22 protein-coding genes are annotated in these 25585 nt (G+C 75.3%); 10 read left to right on the top strand and 12 right to left on the bottom strand.

From position 1 onward, the window contains the following. The first annotated feature begins 5 nt into the window (after positions 1–5). The 5 genes from pdxR to ACWDYF_RS25230 all read left to right on the top strand — a co-directional run bounded on the left by pdxR (position 6) and on the right by ACWDYF_RS25230 (position 9295). The gene (gene pdxR, locus ACWDYF_RS25250) at positions 6–1568 is read left to right on the top strand and encodes a MocR-like pyridoxine biosynthesis transcription factor PdxR (RefSeq protein WP_389471895.1); all 1563 of its coding nucleotides are present in this window, start codon (positions 6–8) and stop codon (positions 1566–1568) included. Between the two features lie 265 nt (positions 1569–1833). Further along, a complete protein-coding gene (locus ACWDYF_RS25245) occupies positions 1834–3417 on the top strand; it encodes an alkaline phosphatase D family protein (protein ID WP_389471891.1) in 1584 nt (527 codons plus the stop codon). A gap of 169 nt (positions 3418–3586) precedes the next feature. Then, positions 3587–4996: an SWIM zinc finger family protein gene (locus ACWDYF_RS25240; protein ID WP_389471888.1), complete on the top strand. Its 1410-nt coding sequence runs from the start codon at positions 3587–3589 to the stop codon at positions 4994–4996. Then, entirely contained in the window at positions 4993–7656 is a 2664-nt protein-coding gene (locus ACWDYF_RS25235) for a DUF7824 domain-containing protein (protein WP_389471885.1), read from the top strand. Before ACWDYF_RS25240 ends, ACWDYF_RS25235 begins: the two co-directional genes overlap by 4 nt. A gap of 184 nt (positions 7657–7840) precedes the next feature. Continuing rightward, on the top strand, positions 7841–9295 hold the full coding sequence (locus tag ACWDYF_RS25230) for a GNAT family N-acetyltransferase (protein WP_389471882.1): 1455 nt from the start codon (positions 7841–7843) through the stop codon (positions 9293–9295). Positions 9296–9501: 206 nt separating this feature from the next. On the opposite strand, the gene ACWDYF_RS25225 is transcribed toward ACWDYF_RS25230, so the two are convergent. Beyond that, positions 9502–10719, bottom strand: a complete 1218-nt coding sequence (locus tag ACWDYF_RS25225) for a trans-sulfuration enzyme family protein (RefSeq protein WP_389471971.1) — start codon at positions 10717–10719, stop codon at positions 9502–9504. Positions 10720–10790: 71 nt separating this feature from the next. On the opposite strand from ACWDYF_RS25225, the gene ACWDYF_RS25220 reads away from it, so the two are divergent. Together ACWDYF_RS25220 and ACWDYF_RS25215 are read left to right on the top strand one after the other, a co-directional pair. Continuing rightward, positions 10791–11282 carry an Lrp/AsnC family transcriptional regulator gene (locus ACWDYF_RS25220; RefSeq protein ID WP_018571136.1) on the top strand — a complete coding sequence of 164 codons (492 nt, stop codon included), beginning with the start codon at positions 10791–10793 and terminating at the stop codon, positions 11280–11282. 90 nt (positions 11283–11372) lie between these two features. Continuing rightward, entirely contained in the window at positions 11373–13064 is a 1692-nt protein-coding gene (locus tag ACWDYF_RS25215) for a DUF885 domain-containing protein (RefSeq protein ID WP_389471878.1), read from the top strand. Positions 13065–13235: 171 nt separating this feature from the next. Here ACWDYF_RS25215 and ACWDYF_RS25210 read toward each other — a convergent pair whose 3' ends face one another. After that, positions 13236–13724: a rhodanese-like domain-containing protein gene (locus ACWDYF_RS25210; protein ID WP_389471874.1), complete on the bottom strand. Its 489-nt coding sequence runs from the start codon at positions 13722–13724 to the stop codon at positions 13236–13238. A gap of 123 nt (positions 13725–13847) precedes the next feature. On the opposite strand from ACWDYF_RS25210, the gene ACWDYF_RS25205 reads away from it, so the two are divergent. Beyond that, positions 13848–14294 (top strand): Lrp/AsnC family transcriptional regulator, encoded by a 447-nt coding sequence (locus ACWDYF_RS25205; RefSeq protein ID WP_064531495.1) that lies wholly within the window; start codon positions 13848–13850, stop codon positions 14292–14294. Between the two features lie 11 nt (positions 14295–14305). Here ACWDYF_RS25205 and ACWDYF_RS25200 read toward each other — a convergent pair whose 3' ends face one another. From ACWDYF_RS25200 to ACWDYF_RS25180, 5 genes are all read right to left on the bottom strand, one after another. Beyond that, the gene (locus ACWDYF_RS25200; protein WP_389471870.1) at positions 14306–17299 is read right to left on the bottom strand and encodes an AAA family ATPase; all 2994 of its coding nucleotides are present in this window, start codon (positions 17297–17299) and stop codon (positions 14306–14308) included. Between the two features lie 46 nt (positions 17300–17345). Further along, positions 17346–18515 carry an exonuclease SbcCD subunit D gene (locus ACWDYF_RS25195; protein ID WP_389471867.1) on the bottom strand — a complete coding sequence of 390 codons (1170 nt, stop codon included), beginning with the start codon at positions 18513–18515 and terminating at the stop codon, positions 17346–17348. Between the two features lie 120 nt (positions 18516–18635). Next, positions 18636–19262 carry a YigZ family protein gene (locus tag ACWDYF_RS25190; protein WP_381740483.1) on the bottom strand — a complete coding sequence of 209 codons (627 nt, stop codon included), beginning with the start codon at positions 19260–19262 and terminating at the stop codon, positions 18636–18638. A 107-nt stretch (positions 19263–19369) separates the two neighbouring features. Further along, positions 19370–19912: a SixA phosphatase family protein gene (locus ACWDYF_RS25185; RefSeq protein ID WP_018571143.1), complete on the bottom strand. Its 543-nt coding sequence runs from the start codon at positions 19910–19912 to the stop codon at positions 19370–19372. Beyond that, a complete protein-coding gene (locus tag ACWDYF_RS25180; RefSeq protein WP_389471864.1) occupies positions 19909–20640 on the bottom strand; it encodes a hypothetical protein in 732 nt (243 codons plus the stop codon). The genes ACWDYF_RS25185 and ACWDYF_RS25180 overlap by 4 nt, the downstream gene beginning before the upstream one ends. Positions 20641–20820: 180 nt before the next feature. Between ACWDYF_RS25180 and ACWDYF_RS25175 the strand changes: the two genes are divergently transcribed. Further along, positions 20821–21237, top strand: a complete 417-nt coding sequence (locus tag ACWDYF_RS25175; RefSeq protein WP_389471861.1) for a CoA-binding protein — start codon at positions 20821–20823, stop codon at positions 21235–21237. Positions 21238–21306: 69 nt separating this feature from the next. Here ACWDYF_RS25175 and ACWDYF_RS25170 read toward each other — a convergent pair whose 3' ends face one another. The 3 genes from ACWDYF_RS25170 to ACWDYF_RS25160 all read right to left on the bottom strand — a co-directional run bounded on the left by ACWDYF_RS25170 (position 21307) and on the right by ACWDYF_RS25160 (position 23477). Next, positions 21307–21861 carry a YbaK/EbsC family protein gene (locus tag ACWDYF_RS25170; RefSeq protein WP_389471858.1) on the bottom strand — a complete coding sequence of 185 codons (555 nt, stop codon included), beginning with the start codon at positions 21859–21861 and terminating at the stop codon, positions 21307–21309. Between the two features lie 42 nt (positions 21862–21903). Continuing rightward, positions 21904–22479: a helix-turn-helix domain-containing protein gene (locus ACWDYF_RS25165; RefSeq protein ID WP_037897141.1), complete on the bottom strand. Its 576-nt coding sequence runs from the start codon at positions 22477–22479 to the stop codon at positions 21904–21906. Between the two features lie 200 nt (positions 22480–22679). After that, positions 22680–23477, bottom strand: a complete 798-nt coding sequence (locus ACWDYF_RS25160) for an acyltransferase (RefSeq protein ID WP_381740489.1) — start codon at positions 23475–23477, stop codon at positions 22680–22682. Positions 23478–23610: 133 nt separating this feature from the next. Here ACWDYF_RS25160 and ACWDYF_RS25155 point away from each other — a divergent pair, with 133 nt between their 5' ends. After that, positions 23611–24168, top strand: a complete 558-nt coding sequence (locus ACWDYF_RS25155; protein ID WP_381740491.1) for a gamma carbonic anhydrase family protein — start codon at positions 23611–23613, stop codon at positions 24166–24168. 56 nt (positions 24169–24224) lie between these two features. Here ACWDYF_RS25155 and ACWDYF_RS25150 read toward each other — a convergent pair whose 3' ends face one another. Together ACWDYF_RS25150 and ACWDYF_RS25145 are read right to left on the bottom strand one after the other, a co-directional pair. Continuing rightward, the gene (locus ACWDYF_RS25150) at positions 24225–24878 is read right to left on the bottom strand and encodes a DedA family protein (RefSeq protein ID WP_018571150.1); all 654 of its coding nucleotides are present in this window, start codon (positions 24876–24878) and stop codon (positions 24225–24227) included. A gap of 202 nt (positions 24879–25080) precedes the next feature. After that, positions 25081–25518 carry a DUF4442 domain-containing protein gene (locus ACWDYF_RS25145; RefSeq protein WP_018571151.1) on the bottom strand — a complete coding sequence of 146 codons (438 nt, stop codon included), beginning with the start codon at positions 25516–25518 and terminating at the stop codon, positions 25081–25083. Positions 25519–25585 lie beyond the last annotated feature (67 nt).

The following is a 25585-nucleotide window of genomic DNA, read 5'->3' as shown; positions in this document are numbered from 1 at the left end:
CTTCCATGACGTCATCGGGGACCAATCCAGGTACGGCCGCCGGTACCGCCGCCTGGGAACTGCTGCTGCCCGCCGCGTCGGCGCCGGCCCGCGCGCGCGGCCGCACGCTCCAGGCCGCGCTGCGCGAGGCCGTCCGTTCCGGCCGGCTCTCCCCGGGTACGCGGCTGCCCTCCAGCCGCGACCTCGCGGCGGACCTCGGCGTGTCCCGCGGGCTGGTGACCGAGGCGTACGAGCAGTTGACGGCGGAGGGGTACCTGCGCAGCGGGCGCGGCGCGGGTACCTGGGTGGGCGGCTCGGTCCGGGCGGCCCGCACGCGCGCGCGTGACCTCGCTCCGGGTACGCCCGGGACCCGCGCCGACTTCGTGGCGGGCACCCCCGACCTGTCGCTGTTCCCGCGTGCCGCGTGGGCGGCCGCGCACCGCGCGGTGCTGGCGGACCTCCCCCACCAGGCCCTCGGCTATCCCGATCCACGCGGTCTGCCCCACCTGCGCGCGGCCCTGGCCGAACTCCTCGCCCGCCGCCGCGGCGTCGTCGCCGACCCCGAGCGCCTCGTGGTCGTCTCGGGCGTGGCGCAGGCCACCTGTCTGCTCGGATCCGTGCTGCACGCGCGCGGGACGCGGGCGGTCGGCGTCGAGGACCCGGGCAGCCCGCAGCACACCTCCCTGTACGCCTCCGTCGGTGTCGGCACCGTGCCTCTGCCCCTGGACGGGGAGGGCCCGGCCCTCGGCCCGCTGCACGAGTCGGGGGTGCGGGCCGTGGTGACGACTCCGTCCCACCAGTTCCCCACCGGGATCGCGTGCTCCGCCCGGCGCCGCGCCGGACTGCTGGACTGGGCGCGGTCGGTGGACGGCATCGTCTTCGAGGACGACTACGACGGCGACTTCCGCTACGACCGTGCCCCGGTGGGTGCCCTCCAGGGCCTGGACCCCGAACGCGTCGTCTACGCGGGCTCGGTCAGCAAGTCCCTGGCGCCGGGGCTGCGGCTGGGCTGGCTGCTGGTGCCCGACTCGCTCGCCGACGACGTCGTCGAGCGCAAGCGGACCATGGACCTCGGCCACCCGACCGTCGACCAGGCACTGTTCGCCCGCTTCGTCGAGCGGGGCGACTACGACCGCCAGCTGCGCCGCTGCCAGCGCGCCTACCGGGAGCGCCGGGACACGCTCGCCGCCGCTCTGGAGGAGCACTTCCCCGGTGTACGGCTGTCGGGGATCGCGGCGGGGCTGCACCTGATCGCCGCCCTGCCCCGGCGGTACGGGCCCGAGGAGCGGTTCCTCGCGCGCGTGGGCGGCGCCGGTGTCGCGGTCCGCTCCCTGGCGTCGTACGCGCACGCGCGTGCCGGTGCGGTGCCGGACACCGGGGAGCGGGAGCGTCCCGCGCACGAGGGCGGCCCGGACGCAGACTGCGCGGGCGCGGACGGTGGGGGCGCGGACGGGGGCGCGGACGGGAGCGCGCGGGCATCGCGGGCCGAAAGTGACGCGGGTGTGCGTCTCGTCCTCGGGTACGCGTATCTGCCGCCCGCCCGGATCCGTGCCGGGGTGCGGCTGATGGCGGAGGCGGCCCGCGCATAGGCCGGTAGGCGCACAGGCCCGCAAGCCCGTGGACCCGTACCCCGTAGACCCGCAGACCCGCAGACCCGCAGACCCGCAGACCCGCAGACCCGCAGACCCGCAGACCCGCAGACGGCAACCGTCTCACCGGGGCGGCACGCCGGGGGGCGCCACCCGGGCGGTCTCCGCGCGGATGGCTGTTCACCCGCGGTTTCCGTCCTCGCCTCACTGCACCAGTAGGTGTGGCTGCGAACACTGGCCGGATCTCGTCCCTGGAGGCGTCCGCATGTCCCCTCGTCCGCTCCCCGGCCGTCGCAGCGTGCTGCGCGGCTCACTGGCCGCGTCGGCGGCCCTGACCCTGCCCGGCGCGCTCGGCGCGGCACCGGCGCTCGCCCTGTCCGGCCGCCCCCGGGCGGGCTGGGGCGTGCAGGCGGGCGACGTGACCGCCGACTCGGGCCTGGTCTGGGTGCGCTCCGACCGCCCGGCCCGGATGATCGTCGAGACATCCGCCACGGAGTCCTTCCGCAACCCCCGCAGATGGCACGGCCCGCTGCTCGGCCCCGGCTCCGACTTCACCGGAACGGCCCGGCTGCACGGGCTGCCGTCCGGCGAGCAGATCCACTACCGCGTACTGCTCGCCGACCCGCACGACCCGCGCCGCACCGGCGAGCCGGTCCACGGCACCTTCCGCACCGCTCCCGCGCGGCGCCGCCAGGGTGTGCGGTTCGTGTGGTCGGGCGACATCGCCGGGCAGGGCTGGGGCATCAACGAGTCGATCGGCGGCTACCGCATCTTCGACGCGATGGCCGGGCTGGACCCGGACTTCTTCCTGTGCAGCGGCGACAACATCTACGCCGACGGCCCGATCGAGGCCACCGCCGCGCTTCCGGACGGCAGCGTCTACCGGAACGTCACCACCGAGGAGAAGTCGCACGTCGCCGTCTCCCTGGCCGACTACCGGGGCAACTTCCGCTACAACCTGCTGGACGGGGCGCTGCGCCGGTTCAACGCCCAGGTGCCCGGCATCATCCAGTGGGACGACCACGAGGTGCGCAACAACTGGTACCCGGGCGAGGTCATCGGCGGCGGCACGCCCTACCCGGCCGGCACCCGGCTGGACGACCTGGCGGTACGGGCGCGGCGGGCCTTCTCCGAGTACTTCCCGATCTCCACGGTCAGCGGCCGTCCGGACGGCCGGATCTACCGCGTCCACCACCACGGCCCGCTGCTCGACGTGTTCGTGCTGGACATGCGGACCTACCGCAACGCCAACTCGCCCGACGACCAGAAGCACGACCCGCAGGGCATCCTCGGCGAGGAGCAGCTGCGGTGGCTCAAGCGGGAGCTGTCCCGGTCCCGGGCGGTGTGGAAGGTGATCGCCGCGGACATGCCGCTGGGTCTCGTCGTGCCGGACGGGGTCGAGGGCAAGCCGAACTTCGAGGCGGTCGCGCAGGGCGACCCGGGCGCGCCGCTCGGCCGCGAACTACAGATCGCCGAGCTGCTGCGGTTCGTCAAGCACCGGCGGATCACCGGCACGGTGTGGCTGACCGCAGACGTCCACCACACCTCGGCGCAGCACTACGACCCGTCGCGGGCGGCGTTCAAGGACTTCGCGCCGTTCTGGGAGTTCGTCTCCGGTCCGCTCAACGCGGGCGCCTTCCCGGCCAGTGAGCTGGACGGCACGTTCGGCCCCGACCGGGTGTTCGTCAAGGCACCCGCCGTCGCCAACGTCTCGCCCGCCGAGGGCTACCAGTTCTTCGGCGAGGTCGACATCGACGGCGGCAGCGGGGAGCTGACGGTCCGGCTGCGGGAGCAGGACGGCAGTGTGCTGTTCACCAAGGTGCTCCAGCCGGGCCGGGTCGGGCAGTAACCGGCCCCGGACGTCCTCGGCCGGTTCACGGACGTCCTTGCCCACCGCCGCGCACCGGCCGGGCTCCGCTGGTGCGCGGCGGTGTCCCCGCCCGGCTCCAACTGGCCTTGCGAGCGGGTGTCTTCGCAGGTCAGGGCCGATTGTCAGTGGTCGCCTCTACGGTTTTCCCATGACGCGATCTTTGCAGAACGTGACCTATCGGCGACCCTCGGTGCTGGAGTCGGCCGAGGGCGGCCGGCGCCTGGGACTGGAGACCTCCCGGGGCGCCACCCCGGCGGGCGCCGAGGACCATCCGCGCTTCTTCGCGGGCTTCCTGACGCGGCCGCAGACGGCGGCGGCGGGGCTGCTGGCGGTGGCGGACGTGGCCGCCGCGCGCTACTACCAGCCGCAGTTGCGCGCCTCCCTCGATCCGGTGGTGACGGGCAACGGCGACCGGCTGCGCTTCGAGTCCTTCTCCGGCTGCTGCGGGGTGTACGCGCGTCTGGACGTCCTGCGCTCCGGTCTCGACGGCGGCGACGTCGGGCACGGCACGACCAATGTCGACGTCAACAACCCGCTGCGCGAGGCGCTGTCCCGGATCGGCGCGGACGATCCGCTGCATCTGCGGGTCGGCCCGGAGGAGCTGGCGGTGACCACGCTGGACGGGCCGGTGGTGGAGAAGAAGGTCCCGCTGCCCGACCGGTGGCTGCGCGGCTTCGCCGAGGCCCAGGTCATAGCGTCCGCCTTCGATCTGCGGGCCGAGCTGACCGCGGCCGAGGCGGTGCGCTTCCTGCGGTCGCTGCCGCGCGGCAGCCGAGGCGGCGGCCCGCGCTGGGTGGTGCCCGCGGGGCGCTCGCTGCGGCCCACGACGCGGCCGGTGCCCGGCGCGGTGTGCCTGCCGGGACCGGAGCGGCTGGCCTCGCTCCAGCGGGTGCTGCGCCATGCGACGGCCCTGCGGATCTACGGCCCGGCGGTGGGCGGCGACGCCGCGGCGGCCGGCGCCTGGGAGGCCGTCCTGCCCGGTATGCGGCTGACGCTGACCCTGTCCCCGGACGCCGCGCGCGGCTTCTCCGGCGAGGGCGGTGTCCTGGAGGCGCTGGCCGGTGAGGAGGCCGCCGAGGACGCCGAGCTGATCTCGGTGCTGCTGGCCTGGGAGCCCCGCGTCGACATCGCCGACCTGGCCGCCTCCTCCGGGCTGACCCCCGAGCGTGTGCGCGCCGCGCTGGTGCGGCTCGGCACCTCGGGCCGCGTCGGCTACGACACGGCCGAGGCCGCGTACTTCCACCGGGAGCTGCCCTACGACGCCGGGCGCGCCGAGCGGCACAACCCGCGGCTGCGGGCCGCGCGGGCACTGGTCGACGCGGGCGCGGTGGCGCTGGACGGCGCCCTGGCGACGGTCACGGCCGAGGACGGCCACACCCACCGGGTGCGGGGCGAGCACGGGGCGCTCAGTTGCAGTTGCCTGTGGTGGGCGAAGTACCGGGGCGGACGCGGACCGTGCAAGCACGCGCTCGCGGTGAGCATGGTGCGGCGCGGCCGTACCGGTGGGACACAGAACGGGACGCGCGGTGGCGCGACGGTCGACGGGGGTGTGCGATGAGCGGGCTGATGGACGCGGTACGGGCCGGACGGACGGCCGAGACGGTCGCCCTGCTCGACGGGATGACCGACGCCGAACGGCGGGCGGAGTTCCCCGCGCTGAAGGAGCTGCGCAAGGAGCTGCGGGCCGCGCGGTGGGGCGCGGAGTCCCGCCGTGCCTACCCGGCGCTGCACGCGGCGGGCGCAGCGTGCCAGACCGGCGCGGCGGGCGTGGCGACCTGGATCGCGGCCGCCGACATGCGCTGGCCGGGGGCCGCCCCCGCGGTCTTCCTCCATCTGCTGGGCGACCGGGATCCGGCCTGGCTGGCCGACGTGGTGCACCGGCTCGCGCAGCGGCCCGCCTCCTCGGGGGTGCGGTTCGAGCTGATGGCCGGACTGGTGCGGCTGGCCGGCTGCCCGGTGCCGACGAGCGACGCCTATGTGCGGGGCTGGGCGCAGCACATGGCCGGGCTGTGGCAGCGCGGTGGCCATCTGACGGACCGGCTGCGCGGCGAGCCGCAGCTGAGGGAGCTGGTGCGGGCGCTCTTCGCGACGGACGACATCGGCGCAGTGCTCGGCTGGGGCTCGGAGGAGGGCCCGCACAGCTGGCACGGCGCGCTGGCCCTGCTCACCGCGGACGGCAGGCTCGACCGCGCGGAGACGGTCGACGCCTGCGTGGCCCGGCTGCTGCGCGGCGGCTCCACCGGAGACCACCGGGCGTTCCTGCGGGTGCTGAAGGCACTGGAGTTGACCCGTGAGGAGGAGCGGGCGCGGGTGGCCGACTGGGTGGCGATGACCTCCGACGCTGCGTCCCCGGTGGCCGCCCACGCGCAGGCGCTGCTCGGTGCCCTGGCCCTGGACGGCGTACTGCCCCACCGCTCGCTGGCGCAGCTGTCCGCCGCGGTCCTGTTCCGTCCGGAACGCAAGCTGGTGCGGACGCAGCTGGTGCTGCTGGGCAAGGTGCTCGGCCGGGACGCCGGTGCCGCCGACGTGCTGCTGCCCGCTGTCGCCGAGGCCTTCGGGCACGAGGACGCGGATGTGCAGGAGCGGGCGCTCAAGCTCGTGGAGCGGCATCTGAAGAAGCTGCGGTCCGCCGGGGCGCGGGCGTCGGTAGTCGCGGCGGCCGAGCAGCTCGGACCCGCGCTGCGCGCCCGCGCGACCGGTTCCCTGGGCGCTGCGCCGCTGGACTCGTCCGCGCTGGTGCACGAGGAGGTCCTGCCGCCGGTGCCGCGCCCGGCGCGGCTGGCCCCGGCCCCGTCCTCGGCCGCCGAGCTGGCCGAGGAGGTGGGGGCCGCCCTGGCGGCGGAGAGCGACTGCGCCACCTTCGAGCGGACCCTGGACGGGCTGGTGCGCCACGCGTTCCGCGACGCGGCGGCGCTGCGGGAGGCACTGGAGCCGGTGGTCGCCCGCCGCTGGTGGGCGGAGACCGAGGAGCACGCCGCCGGGCGCGTCGAGAGCCGCTTCCACCGGCACTACCGGGGCCTGGTGGGCACGTCGGACGCCCTCGACCTGCTGCTGGTCGCGCTGCACGAGAAGGTGAGCGTCACCAGGCTCCACTGCGCCACGCAGGCCGAGGTGCCCAGGCGCCTCTGCGGGCACGGCACGCTGTCGCACGCCTTCGACAGCCGCATGTGGGAAGTGGCGTACCGGATACGGACTCAGCCGCTGCCCTTCCTGCTGGCGACGCCCACCTGGAGCACGGGCCTGCTGGAGCCCGGCGAGCTGGTGACGCGCCTGGAGGAGTACGGGCGGCTGGGGGCGCGGGTGGCGGCGGCCGACTTCGCGCAGGCTCTCCTGCGGGTACGGCGTGAGGACCGCGCGGCGGCCGAGGCGGCGGCCCGGCGGGCGGCGGCCCTCGGCACGGCGGAGGGGGCCAGGCTCGCCCGCTGGCTGACCGGGGAGCGCCCCGGGACACCGGTGGTCCGGCGGACCACGTCGGGACCGGCGATCCTGACCGAGTTGGGTGAACTGCTCGAACTCCAGGAGGACTTCCCGCCCGCCTTCCGGGCGCTGGGCAGACCGGTGAGCGCGTCGCAGGAGGGGCGCGACTGCTACCACTGGTACGACTCGCTGAAGGCGCAGTGGCCGGCCGTGCTGCCCGAGCGGCGTGAGCTGGTGGCGGTGCGGATGCTGCGCGACCTGTCCCACCTCGCCCTGCACGACGTACGGGGCATGTCCCATGTGCTGCCGCTGCTGGCCGAGTCCGGCGGGGAGGCGGGCGAGACGACGCATCTCGCCGTGGCGTACGGGCTGGGGGCGCGGCATCCGGAGGACCGGCTCGCCGCCGTCGACGCGCTGCTGGTGCTGGCGGCGCGCGGGCAGCTGGACGCGCCCCGGCTCGGCGCGGACCTGGGGCAGCTGATACGGCGCGGCGCCGTGAAGCCGCTCCGCCTCGTGGACTCGCTGCGGACGGCCGCCGCCACCGGGGCGCACACCACCGTGTGGAACCTGCTGGGGCACACCCTGCCCGTGCTGCTCGCCGATCTGGCCACCGACGGTCCGGCCGCGCCGGTGCGCGGGCTCGGGGAGCTGCTGGCGGTCGCCGCCGAGTGCGCCGAACGGTCGGGGGCACGGGGCGAGCTGCCCCATCTGGCCGGGGCGGCGGAGCGGCGCGGCTCGTCCCGGGTGGTCACGGAGGCTCGTCGGCTGCGGGGCGCGCTGACGGCGGGGCTGGCCGCCTGACGCGGCACGACGGCCGCCCGGGGCGGCGGACCGGCGGGCGGACATCGGCCGAAGGGAGCCCACCGAAGAGCACCGGCCGACACGAAAGGCGGTAAAACACGCAGAACCGCGCTTTACCAGTAAGTCACAGAGCGTTCGTGATCAGGCAACACGGTTCCTCCACAGTGACGGCATGAGAAGAGAAATGTCTGATGTGACACGGATCACGCGGCACGGGCGTCCGGTGCACCACTGGCGCCGGGACATGGTCGAGCTGGCCGCGCTGTTCACGGCCGTCGCGGTGGCCGACGCGGTGGCGAACCTGATCGGGCACGGCCCGGACGGGCCCGCCCTGCTGGTCGCCTCGGCGCTGGTGCTGCTCGCGACGGCGGGCTTCCACACCTGGTGGGCACGGCGCCACGGTCACGCACCTCCCCCGGCGGAGGATACCGGCGCCCGGCCGCTCGCCGCCGGGGGACGGCAGGCCGGGCCCGCGCCCGAGTCCGCACCGGCGGCCGGGGACCGCGCCGCGGCGGCGAGCACGCTGTGGCGGATGCGGACGACGGTACGGGACGAACCGGGGTCGCTGGCCGTGCTCTGCGCGGCCCTGGCCGAACGGGGCGTCGACATCCTCAGCCTCCAGACGCATCCGCTGGCGGAGGGCACGGTGGACGAGTTCCTGCTGCGCGCCCCGGGCGGCATCGAGGCGTCGGAGCTGACCCGGTCGGCGCGGTCGGCCGGTGGCACGGACACCTGGATCGAGCGGGCCGACGCCCACGACCTGGTGGACGCGCCGACGCGGGTCCTCGGCCTGGCGGCCCGCACCGCGCTGGACACCGCGGAACTCCCGCTGGCGCTGCGCCAGTTGCTGGGCAGGTGCACCATCCGTTCGCTGCCGGGGCGCCCGGCGGGCGGCGCCGGGGCCGACGCGGAGGTGCCGGCCGAGGGCGTGCTGGAGGACACGGTGCTGAGGCTGCGCGCGCCCGAGGGCGGGGTCATCACCGTGGAGCGGCCGTATCTGCCGTTCACGCCCACGGAGTTCGCGCGGGCCCGCGCGCTGGTGGAACTGGACACGCGGCTCGGTCCGCGGGTGCCGCGCGGCCAGGACGTGCTGACGCTGCCCGAGGGCGAGGCGATCACCGTGCGCCGCGCCGACACGGGCGACCTCGCGGCGGCCCGGCGGATGCACGAGCGCTGCTCGGCGCGCACCCTCGGCCTGCGGTACCACGGGCCGGTGAAGGACGCCGACCGCTATCTGAACCACCTCCTCAGTCCGCGCTTCGGCCGGACCCTCGCCGCGCAGACCGCGTCCGGCCGGATCATCGGCCTCGGCCATCTGCTCTGGGACGGCGACGAGACGGAGGTGGCCCTGCTCGTCGAGGACGCCTGGCAGCGGCGCGGTGTCGGCGCCGAACTGCTGGGCCGGCTCGTGGCCCTGGCCGTCGAGGCGGGCTGCGCCAGCGTGTACGCCGTCACCCAGGCCGCGAACACCGGCATGGTCAGCGCCATGCGGGGCCTCGGCCTGCCGCTGGACTACCAGATCGAGGAGGGCACCTTGGTGATCACGGCCCGGCTGGACGCGGGGCCGGTCTCCGGCCGCCCGGCGGCGTACGACAGCCGCCGCGAGGAGTACGACGGGCCGGGCCGCCTGCGCGGCTGACCGCGGACGGCCTGCGCGCCCGGCCACGGACGAGCAGCACCGGTCCGCGGCCGCCGCGCGCACGCCCCCCGCGCCCTCCCCCGCGCCCCGCTGCCTGCCGCCGTGCCCAGGGCCGCGCACACATCACCGGCCCGCTCACCGACAGCCGCCCTCTCCGGATCCCCCGGCGGGACTTCCGGAGAGGGCGGCCTGCCCGGCGGCGGCGCTCAGCCCACCGCCGGATGCAGTCCCCGCGCCCCCGGGCGCTCCCGGTCCTGCGACTGCCGGTCCCCCAGGGCGGCGTCCAGGTCGGCCCACAGGTCGTCGACGTCCTCCAGGCCGACCGACATCCGCAGCAAGCGGTCGCTGACCCCGGCGCCGCGCCGGTCCTCGGCGTCCACGATGCGATGGCTGATGGAGGCGGGGTGCTGGATCAGCGTGTCCACGCTGCCCAGACTCACGGCGGGCGTGATCAGCCGCACCCGGCCGATGACCTCGTGCGGGTCACCGTGCACCTCGAAGGCGACCATCGCGCCGCCGATGCGCGGGTAGTGCACGCGGGCGATCCGGGGGTCGGCCGCAAGCCGGGCGGCCAGTTCGGCGGCGGTGGCCGAGGCGGCGCGTACCCGCACGGGCAGCGTGGACAGGCCGCGCAGCAGCAGGTATCCGGCGAGCGGGTGCAGGACACCGCCGGTGGCGAAGCGCACTTGGCGCAGGCGCCCGGCGAGTTCCTCGTCGCAGGCGACGACACCGGCCATCACATCGCCGTGCCCGCCCAGGTACTTGGTGGCGCTGTGCAGCACCAGCCGGGCGCCCTGCCCGGCCGGGCGTTGCAGCACGGGGGTGGCGAAGGTGTTGTCGGCGAGCAGCGGTACGGAGCCGCAGGCGTGGGCGACGGCCCGCAGGTCCACCTCGGCCAGCGTCGGGTTGGCCGGGGACTCCACCATCACCAGGCCGGTGTCCGGGCGCAGCGCGTCGGCGATGCCCGCCGGGTCGGTCCAGGTCACCTCGGAGCCGAGGAGTCCGGCGGTCAGCAGATGGTCGCTGCATCCGTACAGGGGGCGTACCGCCACCACGTGCCGCAGGCCCAGCGCGGACCGGGTGAGCAGGACCGCGCTGAGCGCGGCCATCCCGCTGGCGAAGGCGACCGCGGCCTCGGTGCCCTCCAGCCGGGCGAGGGCGGTCTCGAAGCGGGACACCGTCGGGTTGCCGAGGCGCCCGTAGACGGGCGGCCCCTCGAACTCGGCGCCGTCGGCGGCGAAGGCGTCGATGCGGGCGGCCTCGGCCCGGGTGTCGTAGGAGGGGTAGGTGGTGGACAGGTCGATCGGCGGGGCGTGCAGTCCCTGCCGGGCGAGATCCTCGCGCCCGGCGTGCACGGCCTCGGTGGCCAGGGCGCGGGGTGCGGGACGCGGGTCGTCGTACGCGGGCGTGCGCGCGGAGTCCATGGGCGTGTCCATGACCGAAGGGTGAACACCGGCCGGGGTCACCGGGCGAGTGGCCGTGCTACGTTCGGCGCATGGCCGCCTCAGTCGTACTGGATCCGGTGGATCTCCATCTGCTGCGACTGCTGCAGAACGACGCCCGGACCACCTACCGGGATCTCGCCGCGCGGATCGGGGTCGCCCCGTCGACCTGTCTCGACCGCGTGACCCGGCTGCGCCGCTCGGGCGTGATCCTCGGCCACCAGCTGCGGCTGGACCCCGCCAAGCTGGGCCGTGGTCTCCAGGCGCTGCTGTCGGTGCAGGTCAGGCCGCATCGCCGGGAGCTGGTGGGGCCGTTCGTCGACCGGATCAGAGCGCTGCCGGAGTCGCTGACGGTGTTCCATCTGACCGGGCCCGACGACTACCTGGTGCATGTGGCGGTGGCGGACATGGCGGATCTTCAGCGTCTGGTGCTGGACGAGTTCACGGCACGGCGCGAGGTGGCCCGGGTGGAGACCCGGTTGATCTTCCAGCAGTGGGACTGCGGGCCGCTGCTGCCGCCGGGCGAGCGGCCGGCGACGCTCTGAGCGAAATCGGACCGGTAACCGGCGGTTCCGGGCCGCTCACGCGGACAACCGGGCTGACGCGGACCACGTCCTCGTACGAGGATGGGCCGCATGTCAGACACCAAGAGCCCGCTGCCCCGTCAGGTCGCCGACGCCTACGTCGACGAACTCATCGCCCTCGACCCGATCACCGGTACCTACCTCGGCGTGAAGGAGAGTTCGGGCAAGCTGCCCGACACCTCGCCCGCGGGTCAGGAGACGGTCGCGGAGCTGGCGCGCACCACGCTGGCGCGGCTGGCCGAGGCGGAGCGCCGCCCCGGCGCGGACTCCGAGGCCGAGCGCCGGTGCGCGCGCCTGCTGCGCGAGCGGCTGACCGCGGAGATCGCGGTGCACGAGGCCGACGAGGGCCTGCGCGCGGTGAGCAACATCCACAGCCCGGTGCACTCGGTGCGCGAGGCGTTCACCATCACCCCCACCGACACCGACGAGGACTGGGCGGCGGTCGCCGAGCGGCTGCGCGCGGTCCCGGCCGCGCTGGAGGGCTACCGGGAGTCCCTGACCCTGGGTCTGGAGCGCAAGCTGTACGCGGCTCCGCGGCCCACGGAGACCTTCATCGGCCAGCTCACCGAGTGGTCGGACACGGACGGCTCGGGCCGCGGCTGGTTCGAGGACTTCGCCGCCGCGGGCCCCGACTCCCTGCGCGGCGAGCTGGACGAGGCCGCGCGGGCGGCCACCGCCTCCGTCGTGTCGCTGCGGGACTGGATGCGGGACGTCTACGCACCCGCCGTCGAGCGCACGCCGAACACGGTCGGCCGCGAACGCTACGCGCGTTTCTCCCGCTACTACAACGGCACGGACCTGAATCTCGACGAGGCCTACGCGTACGGCTGGTCGGAGTTCCACCGGCTGCTCGGCGAGATGAAGAAGGAGGCCGAGAAGGTCCTGCCGGGCGCCGAGACCCCCTGGACGGCGCTCGCGCACCTCGACGAGCACGGCACGCACATCGAGGGCGTCGACGAGGTCCGCGACTGGCTCCAGGCCCTGATGGACGAGGCGATCGAGGCGCTCGACGGCACCCACTTCGAACTCGCCGAGCGGGTACGGCGCGTGGAGTCCCGCATCGCGCCGCCCGGCGGTGCCGCGGCCCCGTACTACACGGCGCCGTCCGCCGACTTCTCCCGGCCGGGCCGGACCTGGCTGCCCACCATGGGGCAGAGCCGCTTCCCGGTCTACGACCTGGTCTCGACCTGGTACCACGAGGGTGTGCCGGGCCACCACCTCCAGCTCGCGCAGTGGGCGCACGTGGCGGACAGCCTCTCGCGCTACCAGGCGACCGTGGGCATCGTCAGCGCCAACGCCGAGGGCTGGGCGCTGTACGCGGAGCGCCTGATGGACGAACTCGGTTTCCTCACCGACCCGGAGCGGCGGCTCGGCTATCTGGACGCGCAGATGATGCGCGCCGTCCGCGTCATCATCGACATCGGCATGCACCTGGAGCTGGAGATCCCGGCGGACTCGCCGTTCCACCCGGGCGAGCGCTGGACGCCGGAGCTGGCCCTGGAGTTCTTCGGCGCGCACAGCAGCCGTCCGCGGGACTTCGTGGCGAGCGAGCTGATCCGCTATCTGTCGATGCCCGGCCAGGCCATCGGCTACAAGCTGGGCGAGCGTGCCTGGCTGCTGGGCCGGGAGAACGCCCGGAAGCGGCACGGCGACGCGTTCGACGCCAAGGCCTGGCACATGGCGGCGCTCTCGCAGGGCTCGCTGGGCCTGGACGACCTGTTGGACGAGCTGTCCCAGCTGTGACCCGTCCCTGAGACGGAGAAGAGAAAAGAAGGGGGGTGGGGGGGGGGGGGGGGGGGGGGGCCCCCCCCCCCCCCCCCCCCCCCCCCCCCCCCCCCCCCCCCCCCCCGGGCCCGCCCCCCCCCCCCCCCCCCCCGCCCGCGTTCCTGCCCCCCGCTGTGGCCGTGCCGCCGCTCAGCAGCCGCAGTCGTCCCCCGCGACCGGCGCGGTGAGCGGGTCGGGGTTCCGGCGCTCGCCGCCCTGCCAGGTCTCGTAGGCGAAGCCCTCGCGCACCCAGTACTCGAAGCCGCCGAGCATCTCCTTGACCGCGTAGCCGAGTTCGGCGAGGGCGAGGGCGGCGCGGGCCGCGCCGTCGCAGCCGGGGCCCCAGCAGTAGGTGACGACCGGGACGGCCGGGTCGAGCAGCGCCGGGGCCTGCCCGGGGATCAGCGCCGTGGGCAGGTGCACCGCGCCGGGGACATGGCCCTGGTCCCAGGACTCGGTGGAACGGGAGTCGACCACCACGAACCCCGGGTCGCCACCGGCGAAGAGCGCGGCGGCGACGTCCGAGACGTCGGCATGGAGGGCGAGGCTCGCCCGGAAGTGCGCGGCGGCCTCGGCGGGGGCCGCCGGGGGCACCCGCAGGACGGGGTTCGGCGCCCGGTGGGCAGTGGTGGCGGTCATCGTCCGGTCCTTCCGCAGATCACTCCGACGACCGGAAATCTACGGTCGTGGACCGCTCTCCTGAAGTGGCGATCACCGGTGCTCCCCTTGATCCGCCGGGGATCCACCTGCTATCCACCCCTCATGACCGTGTTTTCCCCGGACGCCACCGACTGGCGCATCCTCGATGCCCTCCAGCGCGACGGACGGGCCAGTTTCGCCGAGCTGGCCCGAGCCGTCTCCATGTCCCCGAGCGCCGTCACCGAACGGGTGCGGCGGCTGGAGGAGGCGGGCGTCATCCAGGGCTACGCGGCCGTGGTCGACCCGGAGCGCCTGGGCCTGCCGATCCTCGCCTTCGTCCGGCTGCGCTACCCCCACGGCAACTACAAGCCCTTCCACGACCTGGTCGCCGCCACCCCCGAGATCCTGGAGGCGCACCATGTGACCGGCGACGACTGCTTCGTCATCAAGGTCACCGCCCGCTCCATGCGCCACCTGGAGGAGACCACCGGCCGCATCGGCGCCCTGGGCTCGGTGACCACGAGCGTCGTGTACTCCTCGCCGCTGCCGCGCCGCCCGCTGGGCCGCTGAGCCGGGCAGGCTCAGGCGAGGCCGGTCTGCCGCACGGACGACCCCGACCGCCCCTTGACGACCTCCAGTTGCGCGTGGACGCGACGGCGCAGGTCCGCGACATGGCTGACGATGCCGACGCTGCGGTCGCGTTCGCGCAGGGAGTCGAGGACGTCGAGGACCTCGTCGAGGGTCTGGTCGTCCAGGCTGCCGAAGCCCTCGTCGATGAAGAGGGTGTCCAGCCGGACCCCGCCCGCCTCGTCGGTGACGACGTCGGCGAGGCCGAGGGCGAGGGCGAGGGACGCGAAGAACGTCTCGCCGCCGGACAGGGTGGCCGTGTCCCGCTCGCGGCCGGTCCAGGCGTCCACGACGTGCAGCCCGAGGCCGCTGCGCCCGCGTCCGGCCCGGTCGTCGGAGTGGACCAGGGTGTAGCGGCCGGAGGACATGCGCCCCAGCCGCGCGGTGGCGGCGGCGGCCACCTGTTCCAGGCGGGCGGCGAGGACGTAGGACTCCAGCCGCATCCGGCGTTCGTTGTCGGCGGAGGTGCCCGCCGTGAGCGCGGCGAGCCGGGCCACCCGGTCGTACTGCGTGCGCAGCGGGGCGAGCCGGCGTACGCCGGTGGCCGCCCGTGCGGAGAGCCGGTCGAGTTCGGCGCAGCGGCGGGCCGCCGCGTCCCGCGCGGAGGCGGCCTCGCGCAGCCGCCGCCCGGCCGTCTCCGCGGTGGCCTCCGCCGCGGGGACGTCGGCGGCGGGCTGTCCGGCGGCGGCCACCGTGTCGGCCTCGGCGAGCACGGCGCGGACGGCCGCCTCCTCGGCGTGCCAGGCGTCCAGGCGGTGCTGGAGGTCGCGGTGGGCGGCGTCGTCGAGGAGGGCGTCGGACGCGGCACGCGGGGTCTCGAAGCCCGCCCGGAAGGCGGCCTCGGCGAGCCGCCCGTCGGCGTCCTTGAGGCGTTCGGCGCTCTCCTCGGCGGCGCGCGCCGCGTCGGCGGCGTCGGCGAGGCGGGCGGCGTGCCGCTCCAGTTCGGCGGCGCGTGCGGCGACGCTGCCCGCGCCGCCCCGGGCCTCGGCGAGTTCCGCTTCGAGGGCGGCGCGTTCGCGGTCCAGGTTCTCCCTGCGGGTCTGCCGGGCGGCGGCGCGGACCTCGGCCTGCCGCAGCACGGCCAGGCGCCGGGCGTGCTCCTCCTCGGCCGTGCGCAGCTCCACCTGCGCGGCGTGCAGCGCGGACGCCTCGCCCCGCGCACGCGTGAACAGCCGCTCCAGTTCGGTGGCCTCCCCGGCGAGCTGGGCGGCGGGCGCGTCACCCGCCTCGGCGGTGGCGGCGGCCAGCGCCTCGCGTACGGCGGCGAGGCGGCGCTCGTCCCGCGCGCGCTGTTCCTCGGCGTCCTGGTGGGCGGCCTGGGCGCGCTCCTCGGCCGCCCGGTCGACGTGCCCGGCGACCTTGCGCGCGGGCGCGGGGTGCTCGGTGGCGCCGCACACGGCGCAGGGCGCGCCGTCGGTGAGCCCGGCGGCCAGTTCGGCGGCGATGCCGTTCAGCCGCTGTTCCTTCAGGTCGAGCCAGCGGTCCCGGGACCGTACGGCGCGCTCGGCGGAGTCCAGGGCGGACCGCTGCGCCTGTGCGGCCTCCCCGGTCAGCCGGTCGCGGGTGCGGGCGGCCTCCAGCCGGGTCCGCGTGGACTCCCGGCGCACGGCGAGCTGTTCGGCCCGGCCGGCCGCCTCCTGCGCGGACTCGATACGGGCCTGGAGGGCGGCGCGGGCCGTCTCCCATCCGGCGAGCCAGCCCTCGGCGTCGTGCAACTGGTCCTCGTCGGCGCGGGCCTGGCGGTCCACCTCGGCCCGTTCGGCGGCGAGGTGGGTCAGGCGGCGCTCGGCGCGGCGGGCCGACTCCAGGCCGCCCAGTTCCTCGGCGGCGCGGCGCGCGGCGGCGGCGAGCCCGGCCGGACCGGCCTGCGCGCTGTCCTCGGGCAGCAGGGCACGCGCGCGTGCGTCGGCGGCGGTCGCCCGGCGGTGTTCGGCGTCGGCCGCCTCGCGCAGCGCCAGGGCGGGCGCCACGGTCTCCGCCTTGCGTCCCCGCTCCATCCGCTCCTGCGCCGCGCGGTGGGCACCGGCCCGCTCGCCGAGCCGTTCGGCGCGCTGCCGCGCCTCGGCGAACCTGCGTTGCAGCCGGGCCCGTTCGCGTACGTCGTCCAGGGTGCGCGCGGCGGCGGCGCGCGCGGTCTCGGCGGCCGTGAGCCGGCAGTGGGCGACGGTGGCCTGCTCCCGGGCGGTGCTGCGGGCGACGGCCGCGGCACTCAGGACGGCCTCGGCCAGGCCCGGGTCGCCGGGTGCCAGTGCGGGCAGTTCCATGGCGTCGCCGGCCGCCTGCTGCATGCGGTGCGCGTCCGCGAGCAGCGCGGCGTCACCCTCGCGGACCTGGGCCTCGGTGGCGCGCCTGCGGTCGGCGAGGCGCCGTTCCACGTCGGCGAACCGCTGGGTGTCGAACAGGCGGCCGAGCAGCTTGCCGCGGGCCTCGGCGTCGGCGCGCAGGAACCGCGCGAACTCGCCCTGCGGCAGCAGCACGACCTGGCAGAACTGCTCGCGGCTCATGCCGAGCAGCTGGGTGATCTCCTCGCCGATCTCCTGGTGGGAGCGGCTGAGGTCCTTCCAGGCGCCCGCCGTCGCGTCGTACTCGCGCAGCCAGGTCTGCGCCTTGTCCACGGTGGTGCCGGTGCCGCGCTTCTTCGGGCGCTCCCAGGGCGGCAGGCGGGTGATCTCCAGGCGCCGCCCGGCGACGCTGACGTCCAGGGTGACCTGGGTGCGGGTGCCCGCGGCCGCGTGGTCGCTGCGCAGGGTGGCGCCCTGGGCGCTCTGCCGGGCTCCGGGCACGGATCCGTACAGCGCGTAGCAGACGGCGTCCAGGACGGAGGTCTTCCCGGCGCCGGTGGGGCCGTGCAGCAGGAACAGCCCGGCGGCGGACAGGGCGTCGAAGTCGACGCTCTGGGTGTCGCCGAAGGGGCCGAAGGCGGTGATGTCGAGCCGGTGCAGCCTCATCGGGCCCCCTCCGGTCCGGCGGGGCGCCCCGGGGCGCGGCGGGGGCTCACCGTGCCGCCTCGCGTTCGCGTCCGGCGTCGTCGGCGCGCATCGCGTCGAACGCGTCGCGCAGCACCGCCTGTTCGTGCGTGTCGGGGCCCGCTCCGCGCACATGGGCGACGAAGTCCCGCGCGATCTGCTCGTCGCTGCGGCCCGCGAGGCGGCGGGCGTAGGACACGTCCGGGTCGTCGGGGGCCCGCTCGGGGGCGAAGACCAGGCTGAGGGTGTGCGGGAAGCGCGCGGCGAGCCGGGCCATCGGGTCGGCCGGGCGGACGGCGTCGGTCAGGGTGGCCTCGACCCAGGAGTCCTCGTGGCGGGCGAGGTCCGGATCGGCGAGCAGGTCCTCCAGCGGCCCCCGGATCCGGGCCAGCGGGCGGGGGACGGGGCAGTCGACACGCTCGGCGGTGACGGTCCCGGCCGCGTCCAGGTCGACGAGCCACATGCTCTTGCGGTGCGCCGCCTCCGAGAAGGAGTACGGCAGGGGTGAGCCGGAGTAGCGCACCCGCTCGGAGATGGCCTGGCTGCCGTGCAGGTGCCCGAGGGCCGCGTAGTCGACGCCGTCGAAGACGCCCGCGGGGACGGCGGCGACGCCGCCCACGGTGATGTCCCGTTCGCTGTCGCTGGCCTCGCCGCCGGTGACGAAGGCGTGCGCGAGGACGACGGAGCGGGTGCCGGGCGCGCGGCCCGCGAGGTCGGCGCGCACCCGCTCCATGGCGGCGGCGAGGACGGCCTCGTGGCTCGGCCTCGCGACCCCGAACTCGTCCTTGACCAGGGCGGGTTCGAGATACGGCAGCCCGTAGAAGGCGACGTCGCCGTGGGCGTCCCGCAGTACCACGGGGGTGCCGCAGGCGGCGGGCTCGGTGCGCAGGTGGATGCCCGCGCGGCCGATCAGTCCGGCGCCCACACCGAGTCTGCGGGCGGAGTCGTGGTTGCCGCTGATCATCACGGTGGGCACGCCGAGGGCGGCGAGGCGGTGCAGGACGTCGTCGAACAGCTCGACGGCGGCGAGCGGCGGCACCGCGCGGTCGTAGACGTCTCCCGACACGACCACCGCGTCGGCCTCGCGCTCGCGCACGGTCGCCACGAGGTGGCCGACGAAGGCGGCCTGGGCTTCGAGCATGTTCACGCGGTGGAACGCCCGGCCCAGGTGCCAGTCGGAAGTGTGCAGGAACCTCATGATCCTCGAAGACTAGCCGCCGGGTCCGACAGCACGGGTGCTCACGCCCGTATCGGCCCGCCACGCCCGGTACCGTTCGTCCCCTTTTATCCGCACATGCCCGCCATGTCGCGTGAGCTTTCACGCGTCGCCGTAGGCCTCGCCGCCCAGTTCGAACCCGGCGGTCCCGGCCGTGGCGTCCGCCAGCCAGGCCCGGAAGGCGTCCACGTCGGCGTCCGGCAGACCGATCTCGATGGTGACGGCCTCGCCGTAGCGCACGTCGCGCACCGCGCGCCCGGTGGCCCGCAGGTCGTTCTGCACCTTGCCGGCCCGCTGGTGGTCGACGGTGACCGTGGCCAGCCGGAAGCGGCGGCGCGTCACGGTGCCCAGGGTGTCCAGCGCCTCCCCCACCGCGCCGCCGTAGGCCCGGATGAGACCGCCCGCGCCGAGCTTCACGCCTCCGTAGTAGCGGGTGACCACGGCGACGACGTACCGCATGTCGCGGCGCAGCAGCATCTGGAGCATGGGCACGCCCGCGGTGCCGCCCGGTTCGCCGTCGTCGCTGGCCCGCTGGGTGCCGGCGTCGGCCCCGATCACATAGGCCCAGCAGTTGTGCGTGGCGTCGGCGTGCTCCTTGCGGACCGCGGCGACGAACTCCTGCGCCTCCCGCTCGTCGGCGGCCGGGGCGAGCGCGCACAGGAAGCGCGAGCGGTTGATCTCGGTCTCGTGGACGCCTGCTCGGGCGACGGTGCGGTACTCGTCCTGCATCCGGCCAGCCTATGCGGACGCCGCCCGCCCCCGGCCACGGGGCGGAGCGCCGCCGGGGCCTGAGCGCCGCCGAGGCCGGAGCCGCCGAGGCAAGAGCGCCGCCGAGGCTAGGGCCGCGTGCCGCGAGGCACCAGCAGGGCGGTCAGCAGGGCCGCTCCGGGGGCGAGCGCGGGCCAGCCCGTGCCGTGCCAGGACAGTACGGCGATCGCGGACGTCGGGAACTTCACCCGGAGCCGGTCGAGCGTGTCGTCGAGCCCGTCCCCGGCGAGGTCGCGGACCAGGTCCTCCAGGCCCGGGTTGTGCCCGACCAGGAGCAGCGTCTCGACATGGGGCGGCACCTCGCGCACCACCTCCAGGAGGCGGGGCGCGTCCCCCGCGTAGAGCCTCGGGTCGTAGCGGACGGGCGGCGGGGTGCCCCACTGGGCGGCGGCCAGCTCCCAGGTCCTGCGGGCGCGCAGGGCGGTGGAGCACAGGGCGAGGTCCGGCAGCGTGTCGGCCTCGGCGAGCGCGCGCCCGGCGGCCGGTGCGTCCCGGCGGCCCCGGGCGGCGAGCGGGCGCTCGTGGTCGGTGACGCCCTCGGGCCGGGCCGACTTGGCGTGCCGCAGCACCACCAGTCGGCGCAGCGGTCCGGCGGCCGGGCGGACGATCACGCGCCGCGCCCCACGTCGAGGGCGAGGTCGAGGCCGAGCAGCCGGTCGGCGTAGGCGTACGTCTCGAAGCGGGCGCCGTCGGGCAGGTCGGGGCGGGACGCGGCCCGCTCCAGTACGCCGAGCGCCGCCGGGATGTCGAGGTCGTCCTCCCAGGCGGCGCGCAGCTCGGCGCGTACGTCGTCGGGGATCGGCCGCGAGGGCCGACGGGCCCAGTCCGCGACGGCGCCGCGCCAGCGCGCGAGGGTCGTACCGGCCACGTCCGGCGTGTCCGCGTCCAGGCGTACGCGCCGGGCGCGGGGCTGGGCGAGGAGCGCCAGACGCCAGGCGGCGGGGTCGCCGTCGGGGGCGGGGGTGACGGGGACCGCCGCGTCCACCGGGGCGACGGCGAGCCGTACGCCGCCGGTCGCGCCGTGGTCGTCCTCGCGGGCCACATGTACCACCTGTGACTCGCCGAGGGCGGCGCCCAGGCCCCTGCTGTCCTCGAAGGGGTGGATGCCGAGGGCCGCGGCGCCCGCCCGCAGCTCCGCCTGTTCCCGGTCGCCGGTCAGCAGCGCCCACACCGGTGTCCCGCCCAGCTCCAGGGCGCGGACGAGCAGGTCGGCGACGAGGAGCACGCGCAGACCGGTGGCGTCGAAGCCGGACGCGTGCGCCTCGATACGGGTCAGGCCGCGGCGGGCCGGGGCGGCGTCGACGGGCTCGCCGGTTCGGGCGTCGGTGATGCGCAGCACGGGCCGAGCGTAAGGGGCCGAGGGGCCGGGCGCAGGCATGTGGCCCACATTGCGGACGGTGTGGCGCACCCCCGGCCGGGGAATCCGCGGCCCGGTCGCGGCGTTGCCGCGTCCGTGGCGTCCTCCCCGAGACGGGAGCGGCCCCTTCCCGAGGTGTCCCGAGGTGTGAGGAGAACAGTGGTGTACGGCGATGCGGAGACGGTGCGCAGGATCCTGACCGGGCTCGGTGACACCTGGGCCGTCGTGGGCCTGTCGAACAACCGGGACCGGGCCGCGTACGGCGTCGCCGAGGTGCTGCGGCGGTTCGGCAAACGGGTGGTCCCCGTGCACCCGGCGGCGGAGACCGTGCACGGCGAGCAGGGCTACGCCCGGCTGGCGGACATTCCCTTCGACGTGGACGTCGTCGATGTGTTCGTCAACAGCCGGCTGGCCGGGCAGGTCGCCGACGAGGCGGTCGCCGAGGGCGCGCGGGCGGTGTGGTTCCAGCTCGGTGTCGTCGACGAGGACGCGTACGCGCGCACCCGGGCCGCGGGCCTGGAGATGGTGATGGACCGCTGCCCGGCCATCGAGATCCCCCGCCTGGAGCAGGCGCGCTAGGACCGTGCGCGGCCCGGCGCCGGGCCCGGCGGCCCGGCACCGGCCCGTCGCCGTCCTCGGCTCCGCCGGTCAGACGCCCAGGCCGTCCAGGACCACGGCCCCCTGGATCTCCGTGAACGCCTTGCCCGGCACCAGGAGCTTGCCGCGCCGCCGGCCGCTGCCGACCAGGACGTACGGCAGGTCGACGACGGCCGAGTCGACCAGCACGGGCCAGTCCTCGGGCAGGCCGAGCGGGGTGATGCCGCCGTACTCCATGCCGGTCTCGCCGGTGGCGACGTCCATCGGCGCGAAGGACGCCTTGCGCGCGTCGAGCTGACGACGCACCACGCCGTTGACGTCGACGCGGGTGGTGGAGAGGACCACGCAGGCGGCCAACCGCGAGGTGCCGCCGCGTTTGCCCGCGACCACGACGCAGTTCGCCGACTGTTCGAGCAGCTCGCGTCCGTAGTGCTCGACGAAGGCGGCGGTGTCGGCCCACTGCGGGTCGGTGTCGACGTGGACGATCTGGTCGGCGGGAACACTGCCGCGCCAGTGGCGCACGGCGTCGGCGACAGGGCCGATCAGTTCGTCGAGGCAGTCGGGGGCGGGGACGGCGTGGTCGAAATCGCCGATGGGTGCACGCATGGCGGCACGCTAGCAAGGGCGCGACACGGTCCGCCGGACGTCTCAGTGGGCGGGCGGCGGTACGGACACCACCATCACCAACTCCATGGGAACAGCACCGGTGTTGGCGTACGCGTGCGGGGCGCCCGCCTCGAACGAGGCGCTCGCACCCGCGGGCACGCGGTACTCCGTGCCGTCCACGGTGAGCGTCAGTTCACCCGCCGTGACATGGACCATCTCGACGGTGCCGCCGGGATGCGGATCGGAGGCGCTGGACTCCCCCGGCATCAGCCGCCACTCCCACATCTCCAGCGGGCCGGGCGCCTCGGCACCGGCGAGCAGCCGGTTGTAGCTGCCCGCCTCGGTGTGCCAGAGCCGGACCGCCTGGTCGGCGGGGACGATCCGGACCTTGGGACCCCGCTCGTAGTCGAGCAGGGTGGTGATGCTGACCCCGATCGCGTCGGCGATCTTGACGACGGTGCCGAGGCTGGGGTTGGTGCGGGCCTGCTCGATCTGGATGAGCATGCCGCGACTGACGCCCGCGCGGGCGGCGAGGGCGTCCAGGGTGAAGCCGCGCTCGCCGCGCCAGCGTCTGACGTTGCGCGCCAGGGACTGGGTCAGCAGTTCGAGGTCCGACACATTCCGTCCAATATGATGAATGTCAGGGTTTTCCGCACTGAACTACGGTGGAGTGCACCCGCTCGTCCGCCGAACTGTACTGCGAGGCCGCCGCGACGACACTTCCCGGCCGTCCGGCCTCCCTCCGGCGTCCGGCCGCTCCCCTCTCCTCTCCGGTGTCCGGCCTGCTCCTCTCCGGTGTCCGGCCTGCGCTCCGCCGGTCAGCTCTCCGCGTCCAGCCCGGCGAGCGGACCGGCCGCGCCGTCCTCCGCCAGGGACGCCAGCGCCAGCAGCTGTTCCGGAGTGACGCCGTCCGGTATCGGCACGGGCGCCGGGGTGCGCAGCGGCGGCTGCCAGCCCTCGGCGGGCGTCCAGCGGCGTACGACCCGGGCGGGCGCACCGGCCACGACCGCGTGGTCGGGCACCTCGCCGCGGACCACCGCCCCGGCGGCGACCACCACGTTCCGGCCGATCCGGGCGCCCGGCAGGACGACGGCACCGGTGCCGATCCAGCATCCCGGGCCGATCTCCACCGGCTCCATCCGCGGCCACTGCCTGCCGATGGGCTGGTGCGGGTCGTCGTAGGAGTGGTTCGTGGAGGTGACGTAGACGTAGGGGCCGACGTAGCAGTCGCTGCCGATGGTGACCGTGGTGTCGGCGATGACATGGCTGCCGCGGCCGAGGACGACACCGTCGCCGATGCGCAGGATCGGCTCCGGACCCAGGTCGAGGTCGGGCATCAGGCCGGCCGTCAGCGTGACCTGCTCACCGACGATGCAGTGGGCGCCGAGGTGGATCCAGGGTTCGCCGAAGACCGTGCCGAGCGGGAAGGCCAGTCTGGTACCTGTTCCCATCGCGCCGAAGCGGAGCCGGCCGGGGTGCTCCGCGGTGACGGAACCCGTGCGCTGCACCCAGGCCCAGCCCGCGTGGACGGCGCGCTGCGCGATCCGGCGCGACCAGAACGAAGACCGAGACGACCACGATGACCATGACGAGAACGTGTTCTTGCGCTGAGGCACCCGCTCACCGTACTCAGGGCGCATCGCCCGCACGCGGCCGGACACCTGTGATCTTCACCCCACCGGATGACGTACGGTGCCCGGGTACCCGGCCCCGAGGAGGCCGCGGACGGCAGCGGAAGGCGGGACGAGGATGACGCGCGAGGCGCTGGTCATGGGCATCGGCGGCCGGGAGCCGCAGGTGGACGCGGAGGCGTTCGTGGCACCTTCGGCGTCGGTGATCGGTGAGGTGGTGCTCGGCGCGGGGGCGAGTGTCTGGTACGGCGCGGTGCTGCGCGGTGACGTGGAGCGGATCGCGGTCGGCGCGGACAGCAATGTGCAGGACAACTGCACCCTGCACGCCGACCCGACCTTCCCGGTGAGCGTCGGCGCGCGCGTCTCCGTGGGGCACAACGCGGTGGTGCACGGTGCGACGGTCGAGGACGACTGCCTGATCGGGATGGGCGCGACGGTGCTGAACGGCGCGGTGATCGGCGCCGGGTCGCTGGTCGCCGCGCAGGCGCTGGTGCCGCAGGGCATGCGCGTACCGCCGGGCTCGCTGGTCGCGGGCGTGCCCGCCAAGGTCAGGCGGGAGCTGACCGAGGAGGAGCGCCGGGGGATCACGCTCAACGGCACGATGTACGCGGAGCTGGCGAAGGCGCACCGCGACGCCCACGCACGGCGGGAACCGGCGGGCGGCGCCGAGGGCTAGAGCCCCGGACCCCCGGAGGGGAGAGGGGGCGGGAGGAGCGGAAGGGCGGGACGGGGCTACTCGCCCGCGGCGACCGGCTCCGCCGTCTCGCTCTCCTGGTGGGCGGCCTGCGCCTTCTTGGCCTTGCGCTTGACCACCAGGAAGGAGACGAGGCCGATGAGCACGGCCGCCACCAGGCCGAGCCAGGAGAACTTCTTCAGCCAGGACTCGGCGACGACACCGACGTAGTAGATGACGGCCGTCGTGCCGCCCGCCCAGCAGATGCCGCCGAGCACGTTGGCGATCAGGAACTTCCAGTACGGCATGTGCAGCACACCGGCGAGCGGCCCGGCGAAGATGCGCAGCAGGGCGACGAAGCGGCCGAAGAACACGGCCCACATGCCCCACTTCTGGAAGGAGCGTTCGGCGGTGGCGACATGGCCCTCGCTGAAGTGTCTCGGGAACTTCCTCCCGAGCCAGGCGAGCAGCGGTCTGCCGCCCTTGCGGCCGATGGCGTAGCCGATGGAGTCGCCCACGACCGCGCCCGCGGTGGCGCACGCGCCGAGCACGATGGGGTTGATGCCCGAGTTCTGCGAGGACAGCAGCGCGGCGGAGACCAAAACGATCTCGCCGGGCAGCGGAATGCCCAGGCTCTCCAGGCCGATGACTAGCGCCACCACGGCGTAGACGGCGGCCGCAGGCACCGTGTCGAGCCAATCCTGGACGTGCACCGCCGGATCCTCCCCGTTTCGTGTCACGCGCGCAGCGCGTCACGTGCGTTCCCGAAGGGCGCCCCCCGAACGCGCGCCCCTCAAGAAGCGTACCGGGTCGGGCGGCGCTTCCGGCGTGCGCGCGAGAGCGCCCCGGCCGCCGGGCGTGACACCGCCCGCCGGGGCGGGCGCCGGTGGGCGGTGCCGCCCCGGTCGGCGGCGGTCAGCTGTTGGGGCGGAGCGTCCAGACCACGGTCATCTCGGTGGTGACGGCGCCGTCCTCGCGCTGGATCTCGACGGCCACCGGGAACTCGGGGCGCTTGCCCTCGTCGAGTTCGGCGACGACCTCGGCGATCGGGCGGCCGAGGGTCGCGGTGGCCTTGACCGGCCCGAGGGCGATCTTCTTGAAGGCGATCCGCGCGTCCACCGGCAGCGGCACCGCGCGGGAGAGCTGATCGCCGAAGGCGGCGAGGACGATGGCGCCGCTGGCCGACTCGCCGAGCGTGAACATCGCCCCGGCGTGCGGCCCGCCGACGTGGTTGCGGTACTCCTCCTGGTCCGGCAGGGCGAGGACGGCCCGCTCCGGAGTGGTCTCCAGGTACTCGAGGTTCAGGGTGCGAACCATCGGCACCGTGGCGGCGAGCAGTTCGCCGATGGACATCTGATCTGCGCTCATGCCCGAAGGTTACTCACGAGTAGCGCACTCTGGCCAGAGCGGGAGCCTCCCC

It is taken from the genome of Streptomyces sp. NPDC003284, assembly GCF_053589675.1.
Note: the sequence above shows the minus strand (reverse complement) of the source record. Positions and strands in the feature narration are given on the sequence as shown.